26 protein-coding genes and 1 tRNA gene are annotated in these 25,609 nt (G+C 67.2%); 17 read left to right on the forward strand and 10 right to left on the reverse strand.

Going from position 1 to position 25,609, the window contains the following annotated elements; genetic code table 11:
- Positions 1 to 7: 7 nt before the first annotated feature.
- Positions 8 to 421: a Zn-ribbon domain-containing OB-fold protein gene (locus OVA31_RS22810; protein WP_267631666.1), complete on the reverse strand. Its 414-nt coding sequence runs from the start codon at positions 419 to 421 to the stop codon at positions 8 to 10.
- A gap of 186 nt (positions 422 to 607) precedes the next feature.
- Positions 608 to 696, reverse strand: a tRNA-Leu gene (locus OVA31_RS22815).
- A gap of 67 nt (positions 697 to 763) precedes the next feature.
- Here OVA31_RS22815 and OVA31_RS22820 point away from each other — a divergent pair.
- Positions 764 to 2,110, forward strand: a complete 1,347-nt coding sequence (locus tag OVA31_RS22820; protein ID WP_267628805.1) for a M20/M25/M40 family metallo-hydrolase — start codon at positions 764 to 766, stop codon at positions 2,108 to 2,110.
- A gap of 56 nt (positions 2,111 to 2,166) precedes the next feature.
- Complete coding sequence (locus tag OVA31_RS22825) at positions 2,167 to 2,712, forward strand: YbhB/YbcL family Raf kinase inhibitor-like protein (protein WP_267631667.1); 546 nt, start codon at positions 2,167 to 2,169, stop codon at positions 2,710 to 2,712.
- Positions 2,713 to 2,767: 55 nt separating this feature from the next.
- Here OVA31_RS22825 and OVA31_RS22830 read toward each other — a convergent pair whose 3' ends face one another.
- Genes OVA31_RS22830 through OVA31_RS22840 form a run of 3 tightly spaced genes read right to left on the reverse strand, consistent with a single transcriptional unit; the run spans position 2,768 to position 5,315 of the window.
- Positions 2,768 to 3,874, reverse strand: coding sequence for a quinone-dependent dihydroorotate dehydrogenase (locus OVA31_RS22830; RefSeq protein WP_267628807.1), 1,107 nt, complete (start codon positions 3,872 to 3,874; stop codon positions 2,768 to 2,770).
- Complete coding sequence (locus OVA31_RS22835) at positions 3,868 to 4,200, reverse strand: DUF5703 family protein (protein ID WP_267628809.1); 333 nt, start codon at positions 4,198 to 4,200, stop codon at positions 3,868 to 3,870. The genes OVA31_RS22830 and OVA31_RS22835 overlap by 7 nt, the downstream gene beginning before the upstream one ends.
- Positions 4,201 to 4,202: 2 nt before the next feature.
- Positions 4,203 to 5,315 carry a YncE family protein gene (locus OVA31_RS22840; protein WP_420714229.1) on the reverse strand — a complete coding sequence of 371 codons (1,113 nt, stop codon included), beginning with the start codon at positions 5,313 to 5,315 and terminating at the stop codon, positions 4,203 to 4,205.
- Between the two features lie 139 nt (positions 5,316 to 5,454).
- Here OVA31_RS22840 and OVA31_RS22845 point away from each other — a divergent pair, with 139 nt between their 5' ends.
- The 6 genes from OVA31_RS22845 to OVA31_RS22870 all read left to right on the forward strand — a co-directional run bounded on the left by OVA31_RS22845 (position 5,455) and on the right by OVA31_RS22870 (position 10,476).
- Positions 5,455 to 6,297, forward strand: a complete 843-nt coding sequence (locus OVA31_RS22845; RefSeq protein WP_164309651.1) for an undecaprenyl-diphosphate phosphatase — start codon at positions 5,455 to 5,457, stop codon at positions 6,295 to 6,297.
- 71 nt (positions 6,298 to 6,368) lie between these two features.
- Entirely contained in the window at positions 6,369 to 7,151 is a 783-nt protein-coding gene (locus OVA31_RS22850; protein ID WP_267628811.1) for an MSMEG_4193 family putative phosphomutase, read from the forward strand.
- 25 nt (positions 7,152 to 7,176) lie between these two features.
- Complete coding sequence (locus OVA31_RS22855; protein ID WP_267628812.1) at positions 7,177 to 7,869, forward strand: DUF3090 domain-containing protein; 693 nt, start codon at positions 7,177 to 7,179, stop codon at positions 7,867 to 7,869.
- A 1-nt stretch (position 7,870) separates the two neighbouring features.
- The gene (locus tag OVA31_RS22860; RefSeq protein ID WP_267628813.1) at positions 7,871 to 8,779 is read left to right on the forward strand and encodes an SCO1664 family protein; all 909 of its coding nucleotides are present in this window, start codon (positions 7,871 to 7,873) and stop codon (positions 8,777 to 8,779) included.
- Between the two features lie 76 nt (positions 8,780 to 8,855).
- Complete coding sequence (gene mshC, locus OVA31_RS22865; protein ID WP_267628814.1) at positions 8,856 to 10,097, forward strand: cysteine--1-D-myo-inosityl 2-amino-2-deoxy-alpha-D-glucopyranoside ligase; 1,242 nt, start codon at positions 8,856 to 8,858, stop codon at positions 10,095 to 10,097.
- A gap of 70 nt (positions 10,098 to 10,167) precedes the next feature.
- Positions 10,168 to 10,476: a hypothetical protein gene (locus OVA31_RS22870; RefSeq protein ID WP_267628815.1), complete on the forward strand. Its 309-nt coding sequence runs from the start codon at positions 10,168 to 10,170 to the stop codon at positions 10,474 to 10,476.
- A gap of 18 nt (positions 10,477 to 10,494) precedes the next feature.
- Here OVA31_RS22870 and OVA31_RS22875 read toward each other — a convergent pair whose 3' ends face one another.
- Positions 10,495 to 11,394 (reverse strand): PAC2 family protein, encoded by a 900-nt coding sequence (locus OVA31_RS22875; protein WP_190268631.1) that lies wholly within the window; start codon positions 11,392 to 11,394, stop codon positions 10,495 to 10,497.
- A 51-nt stretch (positions 11,395 to 11,445) separates the two neighbouring features.
- On the opposite strand from OVA31_RS22875, the gene metH reads away from it, so the two are divergent.
- The 4 genes from metH (at position 11,446) to OVA31_RS22895 (ending at position 18,579) form a co-directional block, all read left to right on the forward strand.
- A complete protein-coding gene (metH, locus tag OVA31_RS22880) occupies positions 11,446 to 15,030 on the forward strand; it encodes a methionine synthase (RefSeq protein WP_267628816.1) in 3,585 nt (1,194 codons plus the stop codon).
- A 59-nt stretch (positions 15,031 to 15,089) separates the two neighbouring features.
- Positions 15,090 to 15,554 carry a MarR family winged helix-turn-helix transcriptional regulator gene (locus tag OVA31_RS22885; protein WP_267628817.1) on the forward strand — a complete coding sequence of 155 codons (465 nt, stop codon included), beginning with the start codon at positions 15,090 to 15,092 and terminating at the stop codon, positions 15,552 to 15,554.
- Entirely contained in the window at positions 15,551 to 17,014 is a 1,464-nt protein-coding gene (locus OVA31_RS22890; RefSeq protein WP_267628818.1) for an MFS transporter, read from the forward strand. Before OVA31_RS22885 ends, OVA31_RS22890 begins: the two co-directional genes overlap by 4 nt.
- Before the next feature lie 110 nt (positions 17,015 to 17,124).
- Positions 17,125 to 18,579 carry a hypothetical protein gene (locus OVA31_RS22895; RefSeq protein ID WP_267628819.1) on the forward strand — a complete coding sequence of 485 codons (1,455 nt, stop codon included), beginning with the start codon at positions 17,125 to 17,127 and terminating at the stop codon, positions 18,577 to 18,579.
- On the opposite strand, the gene OVA31_RS22900 is transcribed toward OVA31_RS22895, so the two are convergent.
- A complete protein-coding gene (locus OVA31_RS22900; protein ID WP_267628820.1) occupies positions 18,480 to 19,328 on the reverse strand; it encodes a serine aminopeptidase domain-containing protein in 849 nt (282 codons plus the stop codon). The genes OVA31_RS22895 and OVA31_RS22900 overlap by 100 nt on opposite strands.
- Before the next feature lie 85 nt (positions 19,329 to 19,413).
- Here OVA31_RS22900 and OVA31_RS22905 point away from each other — a divergent pair, with 85 nt between their 5' ends.
- The 4 genes from OVA31_RS22905 to hisG all read left to right on the forward strand — a co-directional run bounded on the left by OVA31_RS22905 (position 19,414) and on the right by hisG (position 22,150).
- Positions 19,414 to 20,214, forward strand: coding sequence for a helix-turn-helix domain-containing protein (locus tag OVA31_RS22905; RefSeq protein WP_267628821.1), 801 nt, complete (start codon positions 19,414 to 19,416; stop codon positions 20,212 to 20,214).
- A complete protein-coding gene (locus tag OVA31_RS22910) occupies positions 20,211 to 20,954 on the forward strand; it encodes an HAD family hydrolase (RefSeq protein WP_267628822.1) in 744 nt (247 codons plus the stop codon). The genes OVA31_RS22905 and OVA31_RS22910 overlap by 4 nt, the downstream gene beginning before the upstream one ends.
- A gap of 6 nt (positions 20,955 to 20,960) precedes the next feature.
- Positions 20,961 to 21,224 (forward strand): phosphoribosyl-ATP diphosphatase, encoded by a 264-nt coding sequence (locus OVA31_RS22915; protein ID WP_164309662.1) that lies wholly within the window; start codon positions 20,961 to 20,963, stop codon positions 21,222 to 21,224.
- 80 nt (positions 21,225 to 21,304) lie between these two features.
- Positions 21,305 to 22,150, forward strand: a complete 846-nt coding sequence (gene hisG, locus OVA31_RS22920; protein WP_267628823.1) for an ATP phosphoribosyltransferase — start codon at positions 21,305 to 21,307, stop codon at positions 22,148 to 22,150.
- Positions 22,151 to 22,152: 2 nt separating this feature from the next.
- Here hisG and OVA31_RS22925 read toward each other — a convergent pair whose 3' ends face one another.
- Entirely contained in the window at positions 22,153 to 22,863 is a 711-nt protein-coding gene (locus tag OVA31_RS22925; protein ID WP_267628824.1) for a response regulator, read from the reverse strand.
- A gap of 2 nt (positions 22,864 to 22,865) precedes the next feature.
- Positions 22,866 to 23,987, reverse strand: a complete 1,122-nt coding sequence (locus OVA31_RS22930; RefSeq protein WP_267628825.1) for a sensor histidine kinase — start codon at positions 23,985 to 23,987, stop codon at positions 22,866 to 22,868.
- A gap of 227 nt (positions 23,988 to 24,214) precedes the next feature.
- Between OVA31_RS22930 and OVA31_RS22935 the strand changes: the two genes are divergently transcribed.
- Positions 24,215 to 24,781 (forward strand): hypothetical protein, encoded by a 567-nt coding sequence (locus tag OVA31_RS22935; RefSeq protein WP_267628826.1) that lies wholly within the window; start codon positions 24,215 to 24,217, stop codon positions 24,779 to 24,781.
- On the opposite strand, the gene OVA31_RS22940 is transcribed toward OVA31_RS22935, so the two are convergent.
- Entirely contained in the window at positions 24,721 to 25,566 is an 846-nt protein-coding gene (locus OVA31_RS22940) for a thioesterase family protein (RefSeq protein WP_267628828.1), read from the reverse strand. The genes OVA31_RS22935 and OVA31_RS22940 overlap by 61 nt on opposite strands.
- Positions 25,567 to 25,609 lie beyond the last annotated feature (43 nt).

Genomic DNA, 25,609 nt, shown 5'->3' on the forward strand with positions numbered 1-25,609 from the left:
TCTGGGGTCAGGCCGGGGCGAAGGCGAAGGTGTAGATCTCGTCACCGTCGGCGTCGGTGGCGAGCGGGATCATCGTCAGTTCGACGGCCTGTCCGAACTGCAACTTGGCCGGGTCGTTCTCGGTGAGCCGGCCCTCCACGCGCACCACGTCGTCGAGCTGCACCAGACCGACGCCGAACGGGACGAAGTCGTCGCCGGTGGCACCGATGTAGGGATCGCCGGGAGGAAATCCCTGGACGGTCCAGGCGACCAGGGTCCCGGTCCGGGGGAGAAGGACATCCGAGGTGTCACCCGAACTGCATTTGGGGCAGTTGTCCTGGGCGGGGAAGGTGGTGAACTCGCACACGGCGCACCTCGTGCCGATCAGCTGCGCGTCCTTGTCGGGCCAGGTGGAGATCTCTGGCGCCAGCGCCTTGGGCATGGTCTTTTCCTCCGGCATCGTCGGACAATGGATTCTTCGTGATCGTACTCGACGTTTCCGAATATGAAAATGCCATTCTCATACGGTAGGCGCAGCGCAGCACCGGTACTGCGGCTGACGGGAAAAAGAAGACCCCGGCCGTGGCCGGGGTGAATCGCGATGGGATGACCTGGATCATCCCGAAGGTGGTGTCCGAGGGGGGACTTGAACCCCCACGCCCGTTAATAGGGCACTAGCACCTCAAGCTAGCGCGTCTGCCATTCCGCCACTCGGACCTCTCTTAGCGCGGGCATAACCCTAACCGAGGTTGCCCGTCTATCCCAAATCCCGTAGGAGTGAGGGGTGACTTCCCAGCCTGTGGTCGATCGTGCGGTCGACGAAGTGGTCGACATCGTGAGCCGTCTCATCCGGTTCGACACGACGAACACCGGCGAGGCGGACACCACCAAAGGCGAAGAGGAATGCGCCAAATGGGTGGCGCAACTCCTCGAGGAAGTCGGGTACACCACCCAGTACGTCGAGTCCGGACGACCGGGCCGGGGCAACATCTTCGCTCGACTCCCGGGGCCGGTCGACTCCGACCGCGGGGCACTACTCGTGCACGGTCATCTCGACGTGGTCCCCGCGGAACCCGCGGACTGGAGCGTGCACCCCTTCTCCGGGACCGTCTCGGACGGATACATCTGGGGTCGCGGCGCGGTCGACATGAAGGACATGGTCGGCATGGCGCTGGCGCTCGCGCGTCAGTTCAAACGTGACGGCACCGTCCCGCCGCGGGAGATCGTCTTCGCCTTCCTCGCCGACGAGGAGGCGGGCGGCACCTGGGGCTCCCACTGGCTGGTCGAGAACCGGCCCGACCTCTTCGAGGGGATCACCGAGGCGGTTGGCGAGGTCGGCGGATTCTCCCTCACCGTCGATCGGCCCGACGGTACGCAGCGGCGCCTCTATCTGGTCGAGACCGCCGAGAAGGGTCTGTCGTGGATGCGGCTGACGGCCGACGCCACGGCCGGACACGGCTCCTTCCTGCACTCCGACAACGCGGTCACCGAAGTCGCGGAAGCAGTTGCCCGCCTTGGCAGGCACACATTTCCGTTGGTCATGACCGAATCGGTGAGCCAGTTCCTGGCCACGGTCTCCGACGAGACCGGACTGGATCTGAGCCCCGACGCCCCCGACCTCGACACGACCTTGTTCAAGCTCGGCAATCTGGCCCGCATCATCGGCGCCACGCTGCGCGACACCGCGAACCCGACAATGCTCAAGGCCGGCTACAAGGCCAACGTGATCCCGCAGAAGGCCGAGGCGGTTGTCGACTGCCGCGTGCTGCCCGGGCGTCAGGAGGCGTTCGAGAAGGAGGTCGACGATCTCATCGGCCCCACTGTGACCCGCGAGTGGATCACCCATCTCGATTCGTACGAGACGACCTTCGACGGCCATCTGGTCGATGCGATGAACGACGCGATCCTCGCCCATGACCCACAGGGCATGACTGTCCCGTACATGCTCTCCGGCGGCACCGACGCGAAGGCGTTCGCCAAGCTCGGCATCCGCTGCTTCGGCTTCGCCCCACTGCAACTCCCGCGGGAGTTGGATTTCGCCGCACTGTTCCATGGTGTGGACGAGCGTGTACCCGTCGACGCGGTGGTGTTCGGGACCAAGGTGTTCGAGCACTTTCTGCTACACAGTTGATGTACTGGAGTCCGTTGCGCGTTCGACCTGTTCCGCGCTGACCCGAGAAAGGTGTTCTGATGTCGTTCAACCCGTACGACCCGCTACCGACACTGCCCGGTTTCACCCTGACGTCGGAAAGCATCGCCGACGGCGGTCCGCTGCGCAACGAGCAGGTGAGCGGGATCATGGGGGCAGGCGGCGAAGATCTGTCGCCGCAACTGACATGGTCCGGATTCCCCTCGGAGACCAAGAGTTTCGCGGTCACCGTGTACGACCCCGACGCACCGACAGCGTCGGGTTTCTGGCACTGGGCGGTCGCCGACATCCCGGTCTCGGCGACCACGCTGCCTGCGGGGGCCGGTGACGACACCGGCAGCGGGCTGCCTTCGGGTGCGGTGACGCTCGCCAACGACGCGGCACAGAAGCGGTTCATCGGCGCCGCCCCGCCGCCCGGCCACGGTCCTCACCGTTACTTCGTGGTGGTGCACGCCGTCGATGTCGAGTCGCTCGGTCTGCCCGACGGCGCGACCCCTGCGTACCTCGGCTTCAACCTGTTCTCGCATGCGATCGCGCGGGCCACCATCGTCGGCACCTACGAACAGGCCTCCGAGGACATCTGAGTCGCCGACATCCTGAGTCGCCGACATCGTGGCCATGACACGCGACCACCGCGTGTCATGGCCACGAATCTGCGCTGCCGACCGCGTCGGCCAGACTCGCGAAGCCGCCGGCGCGCACCCGTTCGGCGATGCCGTCGTGGATCTCCTTGACCCACAACGGCCCGCCGTAGATGAATCCGGTGTAGCCCTGCAGGAGATCGGCGCCGGCGAGGATGCGCTCCCAGGCCTGATCCGCCGTCTCGATACCGCCGACGCTGACGAGCGCGACCTGTCCGCCGACCCGTGCATGGAGTCGGCGCAGCACGGCCAGCGACCGGTCGGCGAGCGGGGCCCCGGACAGGCCGCCCGCACCGAGGGCGGCGACGTCGTCGGCAGGGGTCTGCAGACCGCTGCGCTCGATAGTCGTGTTGGTCGCCACGATCCCGGCGAGCCCGAGTTCGACGGCGAGGTCGGCCACGGCATCGATGTCCGGGTCGGCGAGGTCGGGGGCGATCTTCACCAAGACCGGTACGGTGACCTCCTCCTGTACCGCCGTCAGGATCGGCCGCAACGAGTCGACCGCCTGGAGATCCCGGAGTCCCGGCGTGTTGGGCGAGCTCACGTTGACCACGACGAAGTCGGCGAGCGGGCCCAGTGCGCGCGCGCTGACCCGATAGTCGTCGACCGCGTCCTCGACCGGGACGACCTTCGTCTTGCCGATGTTGGCCCCGATCGGGACGCTCACCGGACCCGGTCGCAATGCGGCCAGATGCCGGGCGGCCTCGCCGGATCCGGGATTGTTGAACCCCATCCGGTTGACGAGCGCGCGGTCGGCGGGGAGGCGGAACAGTCGCGGGGTGGGGTTGCCGGGTTGCGCCTGTCCGGTGATGGTCCCGATCTCCGCATAGCCGAATCCGAACTGGCCCCAGGCGTTCACCGCCGAGGCACTCTTGTCGAATCCGGCCGCCAGCCCGAGAGGAGCGGGGAAGTCGACGCCGAACACGCGCTGACGTAGCACGGGATCGTGGGTGGCCAGGACCTGCGCGGCGAGCCCGCGCAGGATCGGGGCCCGACCGACGAGGCCGATGGCGCGGAAGGCGATCGCGTGGATGCGCTCCGGGGAGAGCCGGAACATCAACCGCAACAGGATCGGGTAGATCGCGCCGTTGATCCGGTTCAGCACGCGGTGGCACCTTCGTCGGGGTAGCCCGCATGGTCGAGGCCGGCATCAGAGCGACGGGGACCTGGCGGTTTCTTGCGGCGCAGCAATACTTTTCGCGTCCCGTCGGAGTAGAGCCGGACCCGCTTCAGCTCCCAGCCGCCGAACTCGGCCTCGATCGACAGCCGCAGCGCTGCGGTGATCCTGGTCACGTCGGGTGGCAGTGTCAACAGCACGCACTCGTGGGTATCCGAACTGACCTCCCAACCGCGAGGGTGGCGCGACCCGAACCGGGACGACGCGCGGCCGCGGCGGGGGGAGAGGCTGCCGGTGCTCTGGCTAGTCGACATGATCACCGACCCGACGGACCGACGCCCGCGACGCCTGGCGGCCGGTAGGCGGGCGGAACGACCTGCAGGCCACCCCGGTCCGACAAGACGTACACGGTGCCGGACGTGTTGTCGACGGCGATGCTGTCCGGTTGGGCGACCGCCGGGAATCGTTGCTTCGCCACGGGTTCGCCACCGGACAGGTCATAGGCCACCACCTCGTTGTTCGCCGTCGTCGACACCCACATCAGGTTGTGGGTGTCGTCGTAGTCTACGGCGTATGGGCCCGCGGACACGGGATACCGGAATCGCATGACCAGCGGAGATCCGAAGAATCCGATGATCTCGTCGTCGCGCGTGTTGGCGACCAGCACACGCCCGTACCGGTCGACGGTGGAGTTGGTGGCCCCGTTGCCCGCCCGCAGCGCAGGGCCGAGGTCGCCGTCGGAGATGGTGACCGGGGTGACCGAGGACTGTGCACGATCGAGGACGACGACCTGTTCGTCGGAGAGGTCGGCACCCGATGGCGACACGGTGATGTCATCGACCCGAATGAACTTGTCGATGACCCGGACCGGCTGCAGATCGCGATCGAAGACCAGCAGTCGACCGTCGGCGGTACCGAGCAGCACCTGTCCAGATGCGGTGCGTGCCACCGCGGTCGGGTCGGCGGCGGAGATCGGGGTGGTGGTCACCGCGCCGTCGGCGGCGATGCGTGCGATGACGTCCGAACCGACGCCTAGGAACGAACCATCGCCACCACCGACGATGCGGGTCAGGGGCGGTGTCGTCGATCGTTGCGGAACGTCGGAGATCCGGTCGGTGGCGTAACGCAGGACAGTGGTCCCGGCCGGATCGAGCACCGCGACGGTGCTGGAGTCGATCGCCAGTCCACGGCTGTGCGCGGGAGTCGGCACCACGGCACCTGCCGGCGCGGCGGCCGGGCCGGGCGGGGCCTGCTCGGCGGTCGCCGGTGTGACGGTCGGCACGTTCGGGGTGGACGAGGTGTCGCCGGAGGATCCGCACCCCGACACGACCACGACGGCAGCGATCGCGACGATCCCGGCGGCGATCGGCGCAGGCCTGCGCACCGCGGTGAACAGGTGGCTCGGGCGCGGTGATCTCGGCACGTGCATCTCACCATCTTGCGTCACGACGCCGATCCGGGACGCGCGGGGTCGCGGGATGACACGTGCCGGATCTGCGGCGGATGCCGGGAAACGCCGGTGTGGGCGATGCGGTGCCGCATCGGGTTTCCACGTAGCATCAGCCGCCGTGACAGACACCATGACGTGGATCCAGGCGATCGTGCTCGGCGCGCTGCAGGGTCTCACCGAGTTCCTGCCGATCTCGTCGTCGGGCCACCTGCGGATCGCATCCGAGATCATGTTCGGAGGGGATGCCGGCGCTTCCTTCACCGCGGTCACCCAGCTCGGGACCGAAGCGGCCGTGCTCGTCTACTTCGCGCGCGACATCGTGCGGATCGTGGCGGCATGGTTCCGCGGCCTGACGAATCAGGAGGAGCGTGGCCTCGACTACCGCATCGGCTGGTACGTGATCTTCGCGACCATCCCGATCGGTGTGCTGGGATTCCTGTTCAAGGACCAGATCCGGACCACCGGGCGCAACCTCTGGCTGGTCGCGACCGTGTTGATCGTGTTCGCAGGCGTCATCTGGCTCGCCGAGCGCTATGGGCGCAAGGAACGGTCGATGGAACAGTTGACGCTGCGCGACGGCGTCGTGATGGGACTGGCCCAGTGTCTTGCCTTGGTGCCCGGGGTCTCGCGATCGGGGGCGACCGCCAGTGCCGGACTGTTCCTCGGGCTTGAGAGAGAAGCGGCATTTCGTTTCTCGTTCCTGCTCGCCATTCCCGCGGTGACCGCGTCGGGGTTGTTCAGCCTTCCCGACGCGTTCGACCCCAGCGGCGAGGGGATGGAGGCATCCGGACCGCAGCTGCTGGTCGCCACGCTCATCGCCTTCGTCATCGGTTATGCGTCGATCGCCTGGCTGCTGCGCTTCGTCAGCGCCCATTCGATGAACTGGTTCGGCGCGTACCGCGTGATTCTCGGGCTCACCGTGATGGGCCTGCTCGCCGGGGGCGTGATCAGCGCCACGTGACCCGACCCGGCATGACGTCGGCGGACCGTCGCGCCGCGATCCGTGTGGGCGGCTACGCCTATGGTTGAGATATGACCGTGATTCTGGTGCGACACGGACGTTCCACGGCCAACACCTCGGGGGTGCTCGCTGGGAGGACGCCCGGGGTCTGCCTCGACGACAAGGGGCGTGAACAGGCCGCCGCCCTGATCGACCGGCTCGGTGTGTGCATGGATGAGATAGCCGCGGTGGCGAGATCCCCGTTGGATCGCTGTGCGCAGACCGTGGCGCCGCTGATGTCGGTGCTTGCCGCCGACACCGATCGTGACGTCCCCGAACTGGTGGTGGATGCCCTCGCGGAGGTCGACTACGGGGAGTGGACGAACAGGCCGATCAAGGAGTTGCTCTCGGAGCCGCTCTGGAAGACGGTGCAGCAGCATCCGTCGGCCGCGGTGTTTCCGGGTGGCGAGGGCCTCGCAGCTGTCCAGGCGCGGGCCGTCGCCGCGATCCGCGACCTCGACCGGGTGCACGGGGGCGAGGACGGCAGCGGCGTCTGGGTTGCCTGCTCGCACGGCGACGTGATCAAGGCGGTGATCGCCGACGCGATGGGCATGCATCTCGATTCTTTCCAGCGGATCGTCGTCGAACCCGCGTCGATCAGCGTCATCCGATACGGTCCCACCCGCCCTTATGTGCACACGGTCAACAGCACGGCGGTCCTCTCGGTCCCACCACCACACCGCGAGAAGGCGGCGTCGAGTAACGGATCCGCCGAGGACACCGCAGGTGAGGACGCCGTAGTCGGAGGTGCTACCGGCGTCGACGGCCGCGATCGTGGCGACAAGGCTGCGGCCACCCCCCTCGCACGCGGATAATGGACGAACAAGCCAAGGAGGTGTGATGTCTCGCGCGATACACGTGTTCCGAACCCCGGACCGGTTCGTTGCCGGTACGGTCGGCCAGCCGGGCGACCGAACGTTCTACCTCCAGGCCGTGCACGAGACGAGAATCGTCAGCGTCATGCTGGAGAAGCAGCAGGTGGCCATCCTGGCCGACCGCATCGGTGCGTTGCTCGACGAGATCCACCGGCGATTCGGGACGGCCATCCCCCCGGAGAGCGACCACGTCGGCGACCTCAGTCCACTGGCGATGCCGGTGGACGCGGAATTCCGTGTCGGCACGATGGGTCTGGGCTGGGATGCCGAGTCCGAGGCCGTCGTGGTGGAGCTGCTGGCGATCACCGAGGGCGAGTTCGACGAGAGCGTCGTCCTCGATGACACCGACGAAGGGCCTGACGCCGTACGGGTATTCCTCACCACCGAGGCGGCCCGCGAGTTCGCCGCGCGATCGTCACGCGTGATCTCGGCCGGACGGCAGCCCTGCCCGCTCTGCCACGAACCACTCGATCCCGACGGTCACCTGTGTGTGCGGACCAACGGGTACAAGCGCGACGCCGAACTCAGCAAATCGCTCGACTTCGTCGATCCAGAGGTGTTTCGGAACCTGACGATCCAGGATGAGGGCGGCTACCTGGACGTCGACCCGACCGACCCCGACGAAGACACCGATCCCGGTTCGAACCCGCAGGACTGATGTGACCGTCGGAGAACCGTTCGGGCCCGGGCCCGAGACGTCGGGTGCGCGCGACCGTCGAGACGAGCGGGATGCCGCGGAGGTCGATGCGCTCCGCACCGGCGAGCTGGTCATCATCGGACGCATCCCGTCGGCGAGCAACGCGACGCTGGTCTGCGACGCCGTGCTCGGGGACACCGAGGTGCGCTGTGTCTACAAGCCGGTCCGGGGCGAGGTGCCGCTGTGGGATTTTCCCGATGGCACGCTCGCGGGACGCGAGGTGTCGTCGTACCTGGTGTCGGAGGCACTCGGCTGGTCGGTCATCCCGACGACCATCCATCGTGACGGGCCCCTCGGGCCGGGGATGGTGCAGCGGTGGGTGGTGACCGCGGAGAACGACGAGCCGCCGTCGAGGGTGGGAACGGCCACCGACCTCCCGACTCCGCGGGTCGATCTGGTCGACCTGTGTCCCGCCGACACCGTGCCGACCGGCTACCGGGCGATCCTGCGCGCGCTCGACGGGCTCGGGGAACCCGTCGTCCTCGTGCACGCCGACGACCCGCGGCTCCAGCGGATGGCCGTGCTCGACATCGTGCTGAACAACGCCGACCGCAAGGGCGGCCATGTCCTGGAAGGCCTCGACGGCGGGGTGTACGGCGTCGATCACGGGATCTGCCTGCACACCGACGACAAACTGCGGACCGTCTTGTGGGGATGGGCGGGCGAGCCGATCCCGGCACATCTCCTGGCCGATCTCGCCGGCCTCGTCGACCACCTGACCTCGGCCGACCACCCTCTCACCACAGAGCTGGCCGGGCACATCACCGATGACGAGATCCTAGCGATGGCCGTACGTGCCGGCGAGCTCGTCGAGCATGAGACGATGCCGCTCCCACCGGGTCACCGGCCGATTCCGTGGCCGCCTTTCTGACCGCTGCCGATGGCTCGCCCGGTCGGGCATCCGATCCCGACGGGGCGCGTTGCGAGCCGGGCCATACAGTGGACCCATGCAGTCTTGGCCTGACCCCGCCCTTCCGGCCGTGCCGGGCACCGGGCCGGCACTCCGCCTCTATGACACCTCCGACGCACAGGTTCGTCCGGTCAGTCCGGGCGAGACCGCGACCATGTACGTCTGCGGGATCACCCCCTACGACGCGACCCATCTGGGGCATGCCGCCACCTACGTGACCTTCGACCTGGTGAACCGCGTGCTGCGTGACCTCGGACACGACGTGCACTACGTGCAGAACGTGACCGACGTCGACGATCCGCTCTTCGAGCGGGCCGAACGTGACGGCATCGACTGGCAGGACCTGGGTGCGCGCGAGACCCAGCTGTTCCGCGACGACATGACCGCGCTGCGGGTGCTCCCGCCACGCGATTACATCGGCGCCATCGAATCGGTCGGTGAGGTCATCGAGGTGGTCGGCAAGCTGTTGGCGTCCGGGGCGGCCTATGTCGTCGACGATGCCGAGTATCCCGACGTGTACTTCCGCACGGACGCGACCGAACAGTTCGGCTACGAGTCCGGGTACGACCGCGCGACGATGGAGAAATTCTTCGCCGAGCGGGGCGGCGACCCCGACCGGGCAGGCAAACGAGACCCGCTCGACGCATTGTTGTGGCGCGCGACGCGCCCCGGGGAGCCGTCCTGGGACTCGCCGCAGGGGCCGGGACGTCCGGGCTGGCACATCGAGTGCTCGGCGATCGCATTGAACCGCCTCGGCGTCGAATTCGACATCCAGGGCGGTGGCAACGACCTCATCTTCCCGCATCACGAGTTCTCCGCCGCCCACGGTGAGGCCCTGACCGACTCGCGCCGGTTCGCCCGGCACTACGTGCACACCGGGATGGTCGGCCTCGACGGCGAGAAGATGTCGAAGAGCCGTGGCAATCTGGTGTTCGTCTCCGGCCTGCGCCGTGAGGGTGTGGACCCGGCTGCGATCCGGGTCGCCCTGCTCGCAGATCACTATCGAGCCGATCGGATGTGGACGGATGCGGTTCTCGACGAGGCGCGCGAGCGTCTACAGCGGTGGCGCACCGCGACGTCGGCGCCCACCGGTCCGGATGCGGCACCGGTCATCGCGCGGGTGCGCCAGCACCTCGCCGACGATCTCGACACCCCGAAGGCACTGGCCGCGATCGACGCGTGGTGTCGCGATGTGGCCCAGGGGATCGGCGGATCCACCGGGGCTCCCGGAGAGATCGAGCAGGCCGTCGACGCATTGCTCGGCGTCGCCCTGTCCTAGCAACACGCGTCCGGGCAGGACGAGCCGACGTCGTCGCGAAGGTCGGAAACGGGATCGGTACAGTTCTCCCGTGGCACGCGCTCAGCAAATCGATCCCGACACCGCTGCCGGGGTGTGGACGGTGGTGACCCGCACATCGACCTACCTGCTGGACTTCGACGACATGACGTTGCTCAGGGCGCCGGGGGTGGGCGGCACCGAGAGTGACGAATGGGCCGTCAGCCGGCTGCGTCGTGATTCCGAAGACATCCCGCTCCTGGGCGTGAAGTCCTGCCGGGTCGGTGAATCCGCCCAGTTCTGGGTTCGGGCTGCCGACGATCCGGACGTGCGCACCTGGCGGATCACGACGCCGGTCGTGTCGATCGAGCGGATCGGCTGACGGCCGACCCGATGTCCCTCAGCTCCCGAACGACCCCTGGCCGCGGCCGGTCCCGCCCGGTCCGCGTCGCTTGAGGTAGCGCTCGAACTCGGCGGCCAGGGCGTCCCCGTCGATCTTGGCCATCACGTCGTCGGCGTCGATCTCGGCGTCGCCGCGCTCTTCGAGCCCGCGAACGTAGTCGGCGATCTCCTCGTCGTCCTCGGTCATCTCGGTGACCGCGCGCTCCCACTCCTCGGCCTGCTCGGGCAGCGTCGCCAGGGGTACTTCCACGTCAAGGACCTCCTCGACCCGGTTCAGCAGTGCCACCGTCGCCTTCGGATTCGGGGGAGTGGAGACGTAATGGGGCACCGCGGCCCAGAACGACACCGCAGGCAACCCCGCCTGGACGAACAGATCCTGGAGCACTCCGGTGATCCCGGTGGGCCCCTCGTAGCGGCTCTCCGCGAGGTTGAACTGTGCAGCGGACTCACTGCTGTAGGCCGTGCCGGTCACCGGAACGGGACGCGTGTGTGGTGTGTCGGCGAGTAGCGCGCCGAGCATGACCGTCGTCTCCACATCCAGCTGTCGGGCGAGGTCCACGATCTCCGCACAGAACGCCCGCCAGCGCATGTTCGGCTCGATGCCGCGAACGAGTACGATGTCACGGTCCGCACCTTGGGGGGTGCAGTAGGAAATGGACGTGGTGGGCCAGTCGATCCGTCGGGTGACCCCGTCGATCTGCTTGACAGTGGGTCGATTCACCTGGAAGTCGTAATAGTCCTCGGAGTCGATGTCGGCGAGCGGAACGGCATCCCAGGTGAGCGCCAGATGCTCGATCGCGCTGCTGGCAGCGTCCCCCGCGTCATTCCACCCCTCGAAGGCGGCCAACAGGATGGGCTTGCGCAGCTGGGGAAGGTTCGACCTCTGCTCAGCGTTCACTGAACCAGCCTACGACCGAACCCCGAGAGAGGGCGAACTACGCTGACAACCATGTCGACCCGCACCACCGACCCGGCCGCCTACGACACGACATTCCTCACCGCGATGTCGCGCCGTGTGCTGATCGGCGATGGGGCCATGGGCACCATGCTGCAAGCTGCCGATCTCACCCTCGACGACTTCAACGGTCTCGAGGGCTGTAACGAGATCCTCAACGACACCCGCCCCGATGTGCTCGCCGGCATCCACCGCGCCTACTTCGAGGCCGGTGCGGACGCGGTCGAGACCAACACCTTCGGCTGCAACCTCTCGAATCTCGGTGACTACGACATCGCCGACCGCATCCGCGAGCTGTCCTACAAAGGCACCGGCATCGCGCGTGGCGTGGCCGACGAGATGGGTCCGTCGGCCGATGGGACCGCGCGCTTCGTGCTCGGCTCGATCGGGCCCGGCACCAAACTGCCCAGCCTCGGCCACACGACCTTCGCCGTGATCCGCGACGCGTACTACGAGTGCGTCGCCGGGATGCTCGACGGCGGCGCCGACGCGATCCTGGTCGAGACGTCGCAGGATCTGCTGCAGGTCAAAGCGGCGATCGTGGCGGCACGTCGCGCCATGAACGATCTCGGGCGATCGATCCCCATCATCAGTCACGTCACCGTGGAGACCACCGGCACCATGTTGTTGGGCTCGGAGATCGGTGCCGCACTGACCGCCATCGAACCGCTCGGCGTCGACATGATCGGGTTGAACTGCGCGACCGGGCCCGCCGAGATGAGCGAACACCTCCGGTACCTGTCCAAGCACGCGCGGATTCCGGTGTCGGTCATGCCGAATGCCGGTCTGCCCGTGCTGGGCGCCAACGGCGCCGAATATCCCTTGCAGCCCGACGAGCTGGCGAACGCCCTGGGTGATTTCGTCTCCGACTTCGGACTGGCATTCGTGGGCGGCTGCTGCGGAACGACACCCGAACACATCCGCCAGGTCGCCGACCGGGTGGCCGACGTGACCGCGGCGCAGCGGAAACCCGAGCACATCGCCGAGACGTCGTCGCTCTACAGCGCGGTCCCGTTCGATCAGGATGCGAGCTTCCTGGTGATCGGTGAGCGGACGAACACCAACGGCTCCAAGGCTTTCCGTGAGGCGATGATCGCCGAGGACTATCAGAAGTGCCTCGACATCGCCAAGGATCAGACCCGCGACGGCGCGCACATGCTCGACCTCAACGTCGACTATGTGGGCCGCGACGGTGCGGTCGACATGACGGAGCTGGCCAGTCGGTTCGCGACGTCGTCGACGCTGCCGATCATGCTCGACTCCACCGAACCCCCGGTCATCAAGGCCGGTCTGGAAGCGCTGGGCGGCCGCTGTGCGGTCAACTCGGTCAACTACGAGGACGGCGACGGGCCCGAGTCGCGGTTCACCCGCATCATGGAGCTGGTGGTGGAGCACGGCGCCGCCGTGGTCGCGCTGACCATCGACGAAGAGGGACAGGCGCGGACCGCGGACTGGAAGATCCGGATCGCCGAGCGGCTGATCACCGACATCACCGAGAACTGGGGTCTGTCCGAGGAAGACATCATCATCGATGCCCTCACGTTCCCGATCTCCACCGGGCAGGAAGAGGTCCGACGCGACGGCATCGAGACCATCGAGGCCATCCGCCGCCTCCACGAGGCGCACCCGGACGTGCACTTCACACTGGGTATCTCCAACATCTCGTTCGGCCTGAACCCGGCCGCCCGGCAGGTGCTGAACTCGGTGTTCCTGCACGAATGTGTGCAGGCCGGGCTCGACACCGCGATCGTGCACGCGTCGAAGATCCTGCCGATCGCCCGGATCCCCGAAGAACACCGCAAGGTCGCGCTCGATCTCGTCTATGACCGGCGTCGTGAGGGCTACGACCCGCTGCAGAAGCTCATGGAGTTGTTCGAAGGGGTGTCGGCGGCGTCCGCACGCGAATCCCGCGCGGCCGAACTGGCGAAACTGCCGCTGTTCGATCGTCTGGAACGCCGCATCGTCGACGGTGAGCGCAACGGCCTCGAGGACGACCTCGACGAGGCGATGACCGAGAAGCCGCCGCTGGAGATCATCAACGAGACACTGCTCTCGGGCATGAAGACCGTCGGAGAACTGTTCGGGTCGGGGCAGATGCAGCTCCCGTTCGTGCTGCAGTCCGCCGAGGTGATGAAAACCGCTGTCGCGCATCTGGAACCGCACATGGAAGCGACCGGCGAGGACGGCAAGGGCCGCATCGTGCTCGCCACCGTCAAGGGAGATGTCCACGACATCGGCAAGAATCTCGTCGACATCATCCTGTCCAACAACGGGTATGAGGTGGTGAACCTCGGTATCAAGCAACCGATCAACACCATTCTGGAGGCTGCCGAGGACAAGCGGGCCGACGTCATCGGCATGTCCGGGCTGCTCGTCAAATCGACAGTGGTGATGAAGGAGAACCTCGAGGAGATCAACTCTCGCGGGGTCGCCACGAGCTTCCCGGTCCTGCTCGGTGGGGCCGCGCTCACCCGTACCTACGTCGAGAACGATCTGTCCGAGACATACGACGGCGATGTCCACTATGCGCGCGACGCCTTCGAAGGTCTGCGGCTCATGGACGAGATCATGGCGACCAAACGCGGTGAAGGTCCGGATCCGAACAGCCCGGAGGCGATCGCCGCCAGGCAGAAGGTGGAGGAGCGCAAGGCCCGGCACGAACGTTCGCGGCGGATCGCCGAGAAGCGCAAGGCCGCGGAGACCCCGGTCGAGGTTCCGGCCCGATCGGATGTGGCCGCCGACAACGCGATCCCGACACCTCCGTTCTGGGGCACCCGGATCGTCAAGGGCGTGCCGGTGGCGGACTATCTCCAGCTGCTCGACGAGCGCGCGTTGTTCCTCGGACAGTGGGGACTTCGCGGCGCACGTGGGGGAGAGGGGCCGTCGTACGAGGAGCTCGTCGAGACCGAGGGTCGCCCACGGCTGCGCTACTGGATCGACCGACTCGCAACCGAGGGCATCCTCCAGCATGCCGCCGTCGTCTACGGCTATTTCCCGGCGGTGAGCGAGGGCGACACGGTCCACGTGCTGGCCGAGTCGCGACCGGACGCCGAGGTGCGCCACAGTTTCGAGTTCCCGCGGCAGCAGCGTTCCAGGTTCCTCTGCGTCGCAGATTTCATCTCGTCGCGCGAGCAGGCGAAGGCCGCAGGCCAGGTCGATGTGCTCCCGTTCCAGCTCGTCACCATGGGCCAGCCGATCGCGGACTTCGCGAACAAGCTGTTCGCCGAGGACGCCTACCGCGACTACCTCGAGGTGCACGGCATCGGTGTGCAGCTGACCGAGGCGTTGGCGGAGTTCTGGCATCAGCGGGTGCGCAGTGAGTTGACCGTGGCGGGAACGTCGTTGGCGGGGGAGGATCCGGAGAACGCACAGGGCTTCTTCGACCTCGAGTACCGGGGCGCCCGCTTCTCGTTCGGCTACGGTGCCTGCCCCGACCTCGACGATCGCGCGAAGATGATGGAGCTGCTCGAGCCCGAACGGATCGGTGTGGTGCTGTCGGAGGAACTGCAGTTGCATCCCGAGCAGTCGACGGATGCGTTCGTGCTGCATCACCCGGAGGCCAAGTACTTCAACACCTGACCTACTTCAACACCTGACCTGAGTCGCGTGCGAGACAGTTGTGTGTATACAATCGTTGTATGCGTACAACTGATTCGCGGAAAGGCGCGCCATCGGTGGCAGCCGTACCGACTGCCACCGAACTCTGGTTCGCGATGAACAGCCTCGTACGCGACCACGCCGTGGAGTCGCGCGCCCGGATCGACGCGCGCGTCGACATGCCGTTCAGCCGATTCCGTGCGCTGCGCCGGATCGCCGTGCGCGACCTGACCCAGAGCGATCTGGCCAAGCGTCTCGGCATCGATGCACCTGCGACCAGTGGCATCGTCAACGACCTCGTCGACCGGGGGCTGGTCACGCGCGAGCCCCATCCCACCGACCGCCGATACAAGGTGGTCACCATCACCGATGACGGTCGCCGGATCGTCGATTCGGTCATCGCCGACCCGGCCATCGCCCCCACGATGTTCGCCTCGCTCGACGACGAGCAACTGCGCGATCTGGGCTCGCTGCTCGACGCCCTCCGAGAGGCGGCCGAATCATGAACCTTCCGACCATGGCCGGACCCGTGGCGGACATCTCCGAGCTCGGTACGCGCCGCCGCATGGCGATCCTGGCGACGTGCTGTCTGAGCCTGTTCATCGTCGGGATAGACACCTCGGGCGTGAACGTCGCCCTACCGGCGATCGGCTCCGAACTCGGCGCGACGGCATCCCAACTGCAATGGGTGATCGACGCCTACACCCTGGTGCTCGCCAGCCTGCTGATGCTGGGCGGGTCATTGGGCGACCGACTGGGTCGCAAACGAGTCTTCCAGGTGGGACTCACCGTCTTCGGGCTCGGTTCCATCCTCTGCTCATTGGCCGTGTCGCCGGAGATGCTCATCGGTGCGCGCATGCTCCAGGCTGTCGGTGGCGCGATGATGAACCCCGTCGCGATGTCGATCATCACCAACACCTTCACCGAGCCGAAGGAGAGGGCACGGGCGATCGGCATGTGGGGCACGGCAATCGGCGTGAGCATGGCACTCGGCCCGCTCGTCGGCGGTGCGCTGGTCGATGGCATCGGCTGGGAGGCGATCTTCTGGCTGAACGTCCCGGTCTGCCTGGCCGCCTGCATCCTCACCGCGATCCTGGTGCCGGAGTCGAAGGCGGCCCGTGCGCGCAGGCCCGATCCCGCCGGTCAGTTCTTGATCCTCGTCTTCCTCGCCACCCTCACGTACGGCATCATCGAGGGCCGCGGTCTCGGATGGGACTCCGGTCTGGTCGTCGGCGCGTTCACCGCCGCGATCGTGGCGCTCCTCCTGTTCCTGCTCGTCGAATCGCGCAGGCATGAGCCGCTCCTGGATCTTCGCTTCTTCCACAGCGTCCCGTTCAGCAGCTCGGTGATCGGCGCCGTTCTCGCGTTCAGTGCGATGGGTGGATTCCTGTTCCTCAACACGCTCTACCTTCAGCAGGTGCGCGGGTTGAGTCCACTGCAGGCCGGGTTGATGACGTTGCCGATGGCGGTGGCGAACGCGGTGTTCTCGCCGCTGTCGGGCCGACTGGTCGGCGATCGGGGCGCGCGCGTGCCCATGGTCGGGGCCGGTGTGATGGTCCTGGCGAGCGGCGTGATGCTGACGCAGGCCGGTCACGACACCAGCATGTGGTATCTCGGTGTCGCCTACCTTTTCCTCGGGGTGGGTATGGGATTGGTCAACGCCCCGATCACCAATGCGGCCGTCTCGGGTATGCCACGATCGCAGGCAGGCGTCGCGTCGGCGATCGCCTCGACCAGCCGACAGGTCGGGATCTCGTTGGGCGTCGCGATCTTCGGTGCCGTCGCGTTCGCCGGCATCGAGGGTCCGGTCTCCGACGGACTGGCGACGGCGTCACATCCGGCGTGGGTCCTCATGGCGCTGTGCGGTGTCGGGATCATCATCGTCGGCTTCGTGTCGACGGGTCGCTGGGCCGCACGTACCGCCGAGCGAACCCGGGAGCAGATCGTCGCGACGACCGCCCCGTGAACGATCCGATGTCATCGATTCGGGGCGGACGCTCCGGCGTGGGCGAGTCCGCGTGAACCTCCCAGCGGGCTGACACCGGGTCCACAGCTTCGCCACCCACAGTGGTGACCATGACCTTGGCTGCCCCTGCCCTCACGCCTGTACCCGACGACACGGTCGAGTCGCGCGCCGTCACCGGGACACCGCGATGGATGCGGTGGCTCGTGCTCGGCGCGATCATCGCCGTCGCCATCGGAATCCGTTGCTGGTTCCTCGATGTCGAGACCCTCGACTACCGAGCGTTTCTCAGCCGGTGGTACGACACCCTCGACACGCAGGGTTTCGGCGCGTTCCGTGAGAAGTTCGCCGACTACAACTATCCGTACCTCTATCTGATCTGGATCCTCACCGCCCTCAACATCCCGGCGCTGGTGGGCATCAAGGCGATCTCGATCATCTTCGATTTCCTGCTCGGGTTCTTCGCGTACCGTATCGTCGGCCTCCGCACCGACCGATTCTGGTTGCGCGCCTTGGCGTTCGCGGCGATGGTGCTGTTGCCGTCGGTGATCGCCAACAGCGCCTATTGGGGTCAGGCCGACGCCATCTACTCGGCGTTCGCGCTCGGCGGCGTGTACTTCCTGATGAGAGCCCGGCACGAGTCGTACCGCTGGAACTCCTTCTGGGCATGCGTCCTGTTCGGCCTGGCCATCTCGTTCAAGTTGCAGGCCGTCTTCGTGCTGCCGGTGCTGGCCTGGATGCTGCTCCGGCGCCGCGTGCCGTGGTATGCGTTGGCGGCCATCCCGGTTGTCTACCTGCTGCTCGACGTCCCGGCGCTCATCGCGGGCGCCCCGTGGCAGACCGCACTGTCGGTGTATCTGGATCAGACCGACAGCTATCAGCAACTGACCCTGGGTGCCGCGAATCTGTATCAACTCATCCCGATCTCCGGGGATGCGACCTGGCTCGCTCATCTCGGGATCGCTGCTGCGGCCGCCGTCATCGTGGTGTTCCTGGCCTGGTCGGTCTGGAAGAAGCCCGAGGTGACCCCGACCTCGATCCTGGTGGTCGCGACCGCCTCATCGGTGATCGTGCCGTTCCTGCTCCCGGCAATGCACGATCGCTACTTCTTCACGGCGGAGATCCTGAGTGTGGTCATGGCCTTCTACCTGCCGCTTCGCTTTGTCGTGATCCCGATCCTCATCCAGGCGGCTGCGATCGGTGTGTACCACTCCTCGCTGACCGGCGACCAGGGACAGGGGATGGGTGGTCCCGGCGGCGGCGGGCATCCAGGCGCGCCGGGTGGCGGCCAGGGGGTTCAAGGTGGGCAAGGCGGCGGCCGGGGCACTGGCGGCCACGGCCAAGGTGGCGGCACCGGCGGCGATCCGGGATCCGGCCACGGCGCCCGCGGTGACGCAGCGCAGGGCGGCGGACCCGGCGGGGGTGGTGGCGGCTACAGCTCGGGCCGTGGCGATACCGCATTGTCGATCTACGCGTCGATGATGGGCCTCGCCGCGCTCGGTGTCGTCGTCGCCGTGATCGACACGTTCCGGCGGGGGCGTCTACGGGTGACGTCCTCCCCGGGCTGAGACGTCCACCAGTCGACGACCCGATCGACCACCGCGTCCGGTGTCCGGGCCCACTGGACGTGGCCCACCGACCCGCCCGGCGGGCAGTCCTCTGCCGAGTAGGTCCACGTGGTGCGGGCGGCCGGATGAAACGCGCGCTCGAAGCGTTCGGCCGCTCGCGCGGTGACCAGGCGGTCGCCGGCGAGACGGACTGCGAGCGTGGGGATCTCGATCGGATCGCCACCGTCGAACGGGGTGACTCCGGTGCGAACCATGCGAGCCCACTCGCGCATCAGCGTTCGAGGTGCGGGGGCGCCGAAACCCGGGGTGGGCCAGTGGCCGACCACCGCGGTGATGATCGGGACGGCTGCCGCGGTGCACCACTCCACCACACCGCCCCGCGCGTAGTGACGGAAGTAGGGGACCGAGGCGGCGACCGTGGCGATGGCGTCCGGGGCGCCCTCGTCACCGCGCTGTCCGAGGACCGCACACAACTGGGCACCCAGACTGTGCCCGAGGATCATGACCGGTGCTCCGGGCGTCTGCGCACGCGCACGGCGAACCGCCGCGGAGAGATCGTCCGCCTCATCGGCATAGGTCCAGTCCTCGGCCCGCGAGGGCGCACCGGTGCCGGCGTCGATCCCACGTCGCGGAATCGTCGTCGCAGACCACCCGCGCCGCGCGAAGGCGTCGACGACCGGTTGGTAATAGCGCGACGGCACCGCCATCGCCGGGGAGATCAGCACGTTCGGTGAGGTGTGGTGGGTCATGGGTGCAGCCTGCTCGTCGTCGTGCGGCGAATCCACTACCTCCGAGGTAGTCGGATCCGATCCCCGCCCGCTCTAGGATGGCCAGATGGCGGCCGATGCGGGAACGATGTTGCGGCAGTGGCGTTCGCAGCGGTCGATCAGTCAACTCGACCTGGCCTACGACGTCGGTGTCTCACCGCGGCATCTGAGCTTCGTCGAAACGGGGAAATCGCGACCGAGCCCGGCCTTGCTCGAGGCGCTGTCCACCCGCCTCGACATCCCTCTGCGGGAACGCAACGCGCTCCTGCTCGCGGCCGGGCATGCGCCGCGATACTCCGAGGAGTCGCTCGATGCGGTCGCGATGCAGCGGATTCGGGCCTCCGTGCAGCGAATTCTCGATGCGCACAATCCCAATCCGGGCCTTGCGCTCGATCGGAGCTGGAACGTCGTGTTGGCCAACGACTCCGCAGCATCGCTCGCCGCTCTGCTGCCGGCACACCTGCAGGGGCCGCCGTTCAACGTGTTCCGTGCGTCCCTGCACCCCGATGGTTTCGCCCGCATGACGGAGAATCTCGACGTCTGGGCGTCGTACCTGATGGACACTCTTCGTCGGCTGGTCCGGATCACCGGCGATCCTCGCCTCGCCACCATCGAACGTGAGGTGGGGGAGTACTCCACGGTTGCCGACCTCGACCGCCGCGCGATGCGATCAGCGGAACGTAGTGGTGCCGAACCGCCCCTGCTGGTGCCGTTCGTACTCCGCCTGGGCGACGACGTGTTGTCGTTCTTCACCACGCTCACCACCTTCGGGACGCCCCGCGACATCACACTCGAGGAGCTGACCATCGAGCTGTTCTACCCGGCGGACGAGGCGACCGAGGAGGCGGTTGCGAGAATGCAGGGGTGAACAGCACTCCGAGCGTCTCCTCGTCCCGTACCGCCCGTTCGGGTCCGGCCGCCGTGCTCTGGGATATGGACGGCACGCTGCTCGACTCCGAGCCGTTGTGGGACATAGCGATGGCTGATCTGGCACTACGGCACGGCATCATGATGTCGCCCGCCCTGCGGGAGTCGACGCTGGGTAACTCACTTCCCGATGCGATGACGAAGGTCTACGACGCCGCCGACATCGCCGAACCGGACCGGGACCGGGACGGCGACTATCGGTGGCTGCTCGACCACGTCGCCGGACTCTTCGCCGCCGGGCTGCCGTGGAGACCGGGCGCGGCGGCGGCGCTGGACCTGGTGGCCGGGGCGGGACTTCCGATGGTGCTGGTCACGAACACTGTCCGCGAATTGACCGACACCGCTCTGGCGACTCTGGGGCGCGACCGATTCACCGCGACGGTCTGCGGCGACGAGGTCCCGGTCGGGAAGCCAGCGCCGGACCTCTACCTGCGCGGGGCGGCACTGCTCGGCCTGACGCCCGACGAATGCCTGGCCGTCGAGGACTCGCCGACCGGCACCGTCGCGGCGACCGCGGCCGGGTGTCCGACGCTGGTCCTCCCGTCGGCGGCGCCGGTGCCGTCCGGGAATCTGCGTACCTTCCGGGAATCGTTGGTGGGTCTCACCCTCGACGACCTCACCGATGCCTGGACCGGGCAGCACCCCGGCCATCGTTCCGACCACCGTGACATGCCAAGATAGGGGATCGTGAAGACATTCGAGGAGCTGTTCGCCGAACTGAGCGACAAGGCGCAGCATCGACCCGCCGGGAGCGGGACCGTCGCGGCCCTCGACTCCGGGGTGCACACCCTCGGCAAGAAGATCATCGAAGAGGCCGGCGAGGTGTGGCTGGCCGCCGAATACGAGTCCGACGAGTCGCTGGGTGAGGAGATCTCCCAGCTGGTCTACTGGCTGCAGGTGATGATGATCAAGCGTGGACTCTCGCTGGAGGACGTGTACCGCCATCTGTAGGGGTCGGCATCGGATGTCACGTACCGGCCCCCGGATCGCCTCCACAGATCACTCGGCAATCAGTTAGGACACCACAGAACATGTTGCGCGTAGCCGTGCCCAACAAGGGATCGCTCTCCGAATCGGCGGGGGCCGTGTTGGCCGAAGCCGGATATCGCAAGCGTTCCGACCCCAAGGATCTCACCGTCCTCGACAACGCCAACGACGTCGAGTTCTTCTTCCTGCGGCCCAAGGACATCGCCATCTACGTGGGGTCCGGCACGCTCGACCTCGGCATCACCGGACGGGACCTCGCACTCGACTCGGGCGCCACCGTCGACGAACAGATCTCGATGGGCTTCGGCTCCTCGACCTTCCGGTACGCCGCCCCCGCCGGGAAGGGCTGGACCGTCGAGGAACTGGCGGGCAAGCGGATCGCGACGTCGTACCCGAATCTGGTGCGTGCCGACCTCGGCAGGCGCGGGCTCGACGCCGAGATCATCCGTCTCGACGGAGCCGTCGAGATCTCGATCCAGCTCGGAGTGGCGGATGCGATCGCCGACGTCGTGGGATCGGGCCGCACGCTGCGCCAGCACGGATTGGCCGCGTTCGGCGACTCGCTGTGCGACTCGGAGGCCGTGCTGATCTCGCAGGGTGGCGCGGAGCGGACCAGGGCCGCCAAGCAGTTCATCGCCCGCGTCCAGGGCGTCGTCTTCGGGCAGCAGTACGTGATGATCGACTACGACTGCCCGCGCACCATCCTCGAAGAGGCGTCTGCGCTGACTCCGGGACTGGAATCGCCGACCGTGGCACCCATGGCGGATCCGGACTGGGTGGCCGTGCGCGCGATGGTGCCACGCAAGGAACACCAGGGTCTCATGGACGAGCTGTCCGAGCTCGGGGCGAAAGCGATTCTCGCCACGGACATCCGATCCTGCCGGTTCTGACGTCAGCCGCCACCGAGGCCGTGATCGATGGCGATGCGCATGGCGTGCGCGCGGTCGCGAAGCGCAAGTTTGGCAAACAGATTGTTGATGTGGGTCTTGACGGTGGCTTCGCTGATCACCAGGCGGCGCGCGATTTCCCTGTTCGTGAGCCCCTCTGCGATCAAATCGAGGACCTCGGTCTCCCGTGCAGTGAGCGCGTCTAGAGGCGACTGAGCGTCAGGGTTCGGGGAAGCGCCGGTGGCCGAGATCGAACCGGAAGGCTGCTGGCCGATCGCGGCGATCAGCCGTGTCTGCACAACCGGGTCAAGCACGGACTGGCCACCTGCAGCGACCCGGATGGCGGTGGCGATCTCGTCGCGTCCCGCGTCCTTCGTGAGATATCCGCGTGCCCCGGCCTGGAGGGCCGACAAGATGGACGTCTCGTCGTCGTAGGTGGTGAGCAGGACAACGACGGTCTCGGGAAAGTGCGCGCAGACCTCGGCGGTGGCGGTGGCGCCGTCCATCACCGGCATCCGCAGGTCGGTCAGTAGGACGCGGGGGCGGTGCTCGGCTACCGCGGCCACCGCTTCCTGGCCGTTGCTCGCCGTCGCGAGCACGGTGATGTCGGCGACGAGATCCAGCATGGTGGCCAGAGCGTGGCGGATCGTCGTCTGGTCGTCCGCGACGATCACGGTGATCGGCTCTGCCGCGGCCTGCGAATCGCCATCGGTCATCGTTACTCCTCGTGGTTTGCACACGGAACACGCAGTCGTACAGACCAACCGCCTGGGTACCCGTGGTCGTCCGCGGGCAATGGGCCCACGTCCAGGGTGGCCCCGATCGACTCGGCACGCTCACGCATGCCGACGAGCCCCAGGCCGGAACTCGCGGTCGTATGCTCGGCCGCCTCGCGGGGTCGTGCGCCGCTGCGCGCGGTGAGGTCGATGGTGGACGGAGCGAAGGTGAGTGCGACATGCAGTGGTGCTCCGGGTGCGTGGCGGCGGGCGTTGGTCACCGATTCCTGCGCGATGCGCACCAGGGTGTGTGCCCATCGGCCAGGCATCGGGCGGGCGGTGCCGATCACGGTGAAGGTCTCGGTCGGACCGGAGACGATCCGGCTGATCGCGGAGACCGGGTCGATGGTGTCGCCGCGCAGGGTCTGGACCGCCGCGCGGGCCTCGTCGAGACCGCTGACCACCAGCTGGCGGGCCGTGCGCACTGCGACACGTCCCTCGTCGGTACGGTCCGAGTCGAACAGCGCATCGGCCAGCGACAATTGCATGCTCACGCCGGACAGGGAGTGGGCCAGGACATCGTGGATGTCTCGGGCGATCGCGGCACGCTCGCCGAGCGCGCGTGTCCGGGCCTCGGACTCGGCGGCGCGTTTCGTTTGTCGCACAACTTCATCGGCCGCGGCGAGTGTCTGCCGCCTGGTGTACCTGGCCATCCCGGGAATCACGCTCACGAAAACGAGCAGATTCGCCCACCACGGTGTGATGTCCACGGGCGCCCAGGACAGCTGGACGACGATCGCGACGGTCACGTTGAGCGTGATGATCGCAGCGGCGATCCGCGGCTGGAAGCGAATGCTCGCGTGTAACGCAACCATGTACGAGAACGTGCCGGGCCACCCTTGTCCCCCGATACCCATGATCACGCCTGCGCAGATCGCGGCCAGGATGGCGATGATCAGCCGGGACCGGCTGCCGATGACCGAATCGGGCACCGTGACCGTCAGCAGCAAGCTCGCCGACACGACGATCAGCACCACCTGGAAGGCTCCGCCCTCTGCGTCTCTCTGGCGCAGGGTCACGATCGTCGCGAAGGCGAATGCGACCACCAAGAATGGTTGGAGCACCCGCGTCGCGCGATCCCACTCGGTCTCGCCTGGGATCCCGCTCTCGAATCTCTGAACCTCCCACCAGCGCATTGTTCCATCGTCTCAGTCGATCCGAATGGCGGCCAAGCATCCGTGGGTGGAGAGCGATCTCCACCCAATCTCTATCTCCACGCCGATGTCTCCGATCGCGGCCGCGAGTTCACTCATGTCAGCAGACAAACACACACCTCCCGAAAGGTACGACGATGTCGGAACTCGCTCAGGCCGCACTCATCAGCGGCGGGATCTTCTTCGTGGTGACGGCCCGCGGTTACGGTCGCCGTCCCTTCGATCGCCGCACGCTGGTGCTGCCGTTGGTGGTGGTGGCGATCTTCGGTTGGGCGTATCTGAAGAATGCGCCGGTCGGCAGTGTCAACGACTGGGCGGTCTACGGGGTCGCGGTGGCGATCGGCCTCATCTTCGGTGGCATGGCAACGCTGGTCACACACATCGAGACCGACGAGCGCACCGGCACGACGATGACCGTCACCGGGCCTGCTTTCGTCGCGGTCTGGCTGCTCGCGGTGTTGATTCGCCTTGCCTTCGTGTGGGCTGTCACCGATAACCCGAGCGCACGGATGCACTTCGGCGAGTTCATGATCGGACATCACCTGGAGATGGCGACCATCGCGCCGTTCTTTCTGCTGTGGGCGCTGACCATGGTGCTCTCGCGAATGGTGGCACTCAAGGTCAGGGAGCGCGTGCTGATTGCTCAGCGACGCGAGAGCAACACTGTCTGCGCCGACCGGCCAATGAACCCTTCGGTGTCGTAGAGGTCACCGAAAGTCGCTCCGAAACCCTCCGGGCCCTGCACCATATCGGCGTCGATGCCCACCCACGGCCCGCTGGGCGTCCGGGTGAGGTGCACGGTGGTGTCGGTGTTCATCCACGTCCACTCGTCGGTACGCAGACGGGTACCCATACCGTTCGCGATATCGATGACGCTGAAGACCGACTCCAGATCGGAGATCTCCTCACCGCCGACGAGCGGGATCGCCGGTCGGATCCACACCGCCGGGGTGTCGCCGGTACGGCCGGCAATGGTTGCCGATTCGATCGAACCAATGAAACCCGTTGTGCCCCAATCGACTCCGAGGTCCTCATTTCCGGTGACGCCCGCGACCGGAGTCAGCTCGGCAGGTAGCGGGGTCAGTGGGGCGGGCTCCTCGACGATCGCCGAGGTGTCGGCCGTGCGTAACCGCCAGCCGACCGACCGCGCGGCGAGCCGGAACGAACCGTCGGACTGCCGCACCTCCAGATCGGTGCCCACCAGGCTGATCTGCCGTCCCGGGCGGATCACCTGGGCGCGGATTCGGTTCACCCCGAGCCCGATCGGACCGAGGATCTCGGTGGTCACCCGCGTGAACCGCTGTCCCGGGTCCGGGTCGCACCGCAACAGTGACCGCATCATCAGTCCCGACGGCGGTCCGCCGTGCTGCATCGTCGCCGCCCACACGCTCTGTGTCGCCTCGGTGGGCTGGAAGTACTCGACACCTGCCCCGGCCTCTGGTGTCTGTGTCTCCGGGCGGTCGATCGGCACGTAGTAACAGCTCTCCACACAGCCACCGTATGCCAACCGTCATAGTGGGCGGTAGAAGGGG

This window comes from Gordonia sp. SL306, from assembly GCF_026625785.1.
In the GTDB taxonomy this organism is placed as follows: Bacteria; Actinomycetota; Actinomycetes; order Mycobacteriales; family Mycobacteriaceae; genus Gordonia.